Origin of the sequence: Bartonella sp. SD1336NMGDW, from assembly GCF_042193565.1 — a bacterium.
GTDB lineage: Bacteria > Pseudomonadota > Alphaproteobacteria > Rhizobiales > Rhizobiaceae > Bartonella > Bartonella grahamii.
Map to the genome: position 1 here is coordinate 1 of NZ_JBHILW010000102.1, position 582 is coordinate 582.

Here is a 582-nt window from a genome sequence, read left to right on the forward strand (position 1 = left end):
AAAAAAGCCCAAGCTGCAAGCCGTGCAAGCCCCGTGCGGATAGGCAACCCACTTTTTAACTTCGGTCTGTGAATAGAAAATTTATAAGCAGGCAACTCAATACCATAGTGAGACCCCTCTTCTTTTAAACGCAAATGAAAACCATCCCGCCGATCTAATTGAAAAAACCGCTGGTCCCGCCATTTCCAAGCAACCGGCCACCATTCCTTGGCACTCTTGTCCCACAAAGTTTCAACAACCGCATAGCCTTTTCCCAAAGCATCTAACAAATCCGTCACATAATCATCAACAAAAGTAGGTGCACTAATCACTTCTCGCACCGCATCCGCAATCTTTTTGTCCTGTGCACTGTTGCTTGCGGCAATCACTCCAGGCTCCACCCCTGTAAGGGCATTTTTGCGCATGCCAAGCACAGCCCCATTATGCAAATCCCGCTCTTCCACAACATCGGCAAGTTGAAAAAACTGCTCTGGATGCCCCTGTGCTGCCTGTTGCAAAATATCAGCAAGTTGCGCAGGGGTGAGACCACTGACAATGGTTTGTGACCACACATCACGAATACCATTAACGGTAGGGCTTGCA

At 48.3% G+C, this 582-nt stretch carries 1 protein-coding gene; it reads right to left on the minus strand.

Annotated elements, in window-relative coordinates; translation table 11 throughout:
* On the minus strand, positions 1-582 hold a 582-nt coding region (locus ACFIKH_RS09375), incomplete at both ends, for a DUF935 family protein (RefSeq protein ID WP_375671555.1).